This is a genomic window from Scandinavium sp. (assembly GCF_051650185.1).
Taxonomy (GTDB): domain Bacteria; phylum Pseudomonadota; class Gammaproteobacteria; order Enterobacterales; family Enterobacteriaceae; genus Scandinavium.
Window position 1 is genome coordinate 1 of the sequence record NZ_JBOFIN010000087.1, and the last position, 2,051, is coordinate 2,051.

Sequence of the window (2,051 nt, forward strand, 5' to 3'; positions counted from 1 at the left end):
CTATTCCCTTAGAAGTGGAATCCTGGCGTATCATCGCGTAGTGTAGAACGGCCTTTTTTTCGACAACCGTGAACTGCGGCACGTTGCTTTTCAGGAAATAACAACAACTTATGCAAAGCATGACCCCCACATCGCGATACCTTCAGGCTCTCTCAGAGGGCTCCCATCAGCCGGACGATGTACAACGCGAGGCCGTCTCCCGGCTCGATGTTATCTACCAGGAATTGATTGACCGACCTTTAACCACGCCAGCCGCCAGCAGTGGCGGTTTACGTGCGAAATTCGGAAAGCTCCTGGGGAAACGAGACTCGACGACAGCCGCTACTCCGGTACGTGGTTTATATATGTGGGGAGGCGTAGGGCGCGGAAAAACCTGGCTGATGGATATGTTTTACCTGAGCCTGCCGGGTGAGCGTAAACAGCGTCTGCACTTTCATCGCTTTATGCTGCGGGTTCATGAGGAGCTCACTGCGCTACAGGGGCATAGTGATCCGCTTGAGATTGTGGCCGACCGATTTAAAGCCGAAACTGACGTGCTCTGTTTTGATGAGTTTTTTGTCTCGGACATTACCGATGCTATGCTGCTTGGCGGCTTAATGAAAGCCCTGTTTTCACGCGGCATTACGCTGGTGGCGACGTCCAACATTCCTCCGGACGATTTATACCGCAATGGCCTGCAACGTGCGCGCTTCCTGCCTGCTATCGAAGCCATTAAAGAGCATTGCGACATCATGAACGTGGATGCGGGCATTGATTATCGTCTGCGTACTCTCACTCAAGCGCATTTGTGGCTTTCGCCCCTGAACGACGAAACTCGCCAGCAAATGGACAAACTGTGGCTGGCGTTGGCAGGGGCGAAGCGTGAAAACGCTCAAGTGCTGGAAATCAATCATCGCCCACTGGCGACGCTTGGGGCAGAAAACCAGACGCTGGCGGTCTCGTTCGCCACTCTTTGCATCGATGCCCGCAGCCAGCATGACTACATCGCGCTTTCACGGTTGTTCCATACGGTCATGCTATTTGACGTACCGGTGATGACGCCGTTGATGGAAAGCGAGGCCCGCCGCTTCATTGCGTTGGTGGATGAATTCTACGAACGCCACGTCAAGCTGGTGGTGAGCGCAGAGGTGCCTTTGCATACTATCTACCAGGGCGAGCGCCTGAAATTTGAGTTCCAGCGCTGCCTTTCACGCCTGCAAGAGATGCAGAGTGAGGAATACCTGAAGCGTGAGCATCAGCCTTAGTACGCCACCCTCTCCTTGTGGGAGAGGGGCTGGGGGTGAGGGCATCAGGCCGCACAAATCAAATGGTCGAAAACCTTGCGACTATTCGCATTTAGGGGTCGATCTTTGACCGTGACTTCTCTATAATCTTGCGACCCCACGTTACGAGAAGGTTTTTTTCCCAAAACTTTCTATGTGCTGGCATAGGCTATTCGAAGGGGTAGGTTTGCCGGACTTTGTCGTGTGAGCCTCAACTTTTAAACGTTTGGGTGTTCACCAACGTGTAACTTATTTATTTGGGTAAGCTTTTAATGAAAACTTTTACAGCTAAACCAGAAACCGTACAGCGTGACTGGTATGTTGTTGACGCGACCGGTAAAACTCTGGGCCGTCTGGCTTCCGAACTGGCTCGTCGCCTGCGCGGTAAGCATAAAGCGGAATACACTCCGCACGTTGATACTGGTGATTACATCATCGTTCTGAACGCAGAAAAAGTTGCTGTCACCGGCAACAAGCGCGAAGACAAAGTGTATTACCATCACACCGGCCACATCGGTGGTATCAAAGAAGCGACCTTTGAAGAGATGATTGCCCGCCGTCCTGAGCGTGTGATTGAAATCGCGGTTAAAGGCATGCTGCCAAAAGGCCCGCTGGGTCGTGCGATGTTCCGTAAACTGAAAGTTTACGCGGGTAACGAGCACAACCACGCGGCACAGCAACCGCAAGTTCTTGACATCTAATCGGGATTATAGGCAATGGCTGAAAATCAATACTACGGCACTGGTCGCCGCAAAAGTTCCGCAGCTCGCGTGTTTATCAAACCGGGCA

General features: G+C 52.4%; 2 protein-coding genes and 1 pseudogene. All 3 read left to right on the forward strand.

All coding sequences use genetic code 11. The annotated features are described in order from the left end of the window. Nucleotides 1-110 precede the first annotated feature (110 nt). The gene (gene zapE / locus ACRCWW_RS11085; protein ID WP_438682466.1) at nucleotides 111-1,244 is read left to right on the forward strand and encodes a cell division protein ZapE; all 1,134 of its coding nucleotides are present in this window, start codon (nucleotides 111-113) and stop codon (nucleotides 1,242-1,244) included. Between the two features lie 290 nt (nucleotides 1,245-1,534). Beyond that, entirely contained in the window at nucleotides 1,535-1,963 is a 429-nt protein-coding gene (rplM, locus tag ACRCWW_RS11090; protein ID WP_182062705.1) for a 50S ribosomal protein L13, read from the forward strand. A gap of 15 nt (nucleotides 1,964-1,978) precedes the next feature. Beyond that, nucleotides 1,979-2,051: pseudogene (gene rpsI / locus ACRCWW_RS11095) on the forward strand (30S ribosomal protein S9); the annotation flags it as partial.

Excerpts from the sequence above, each read along its gene's own strand:
- zapE (WP_438682466.1), top strand. The coding sequence starts at position 111 with ATGCAAAGCATGACCCCCACATCGCGATACCTTCAGGCTCTCTCAGAG.
- rplM (WP_182062705.1), top strand. The coding sequence starts at position 1,535 with ATGAAAACTTTTACAGCTAAACCAGAAACCGTACAGCGTGACTGGTAT.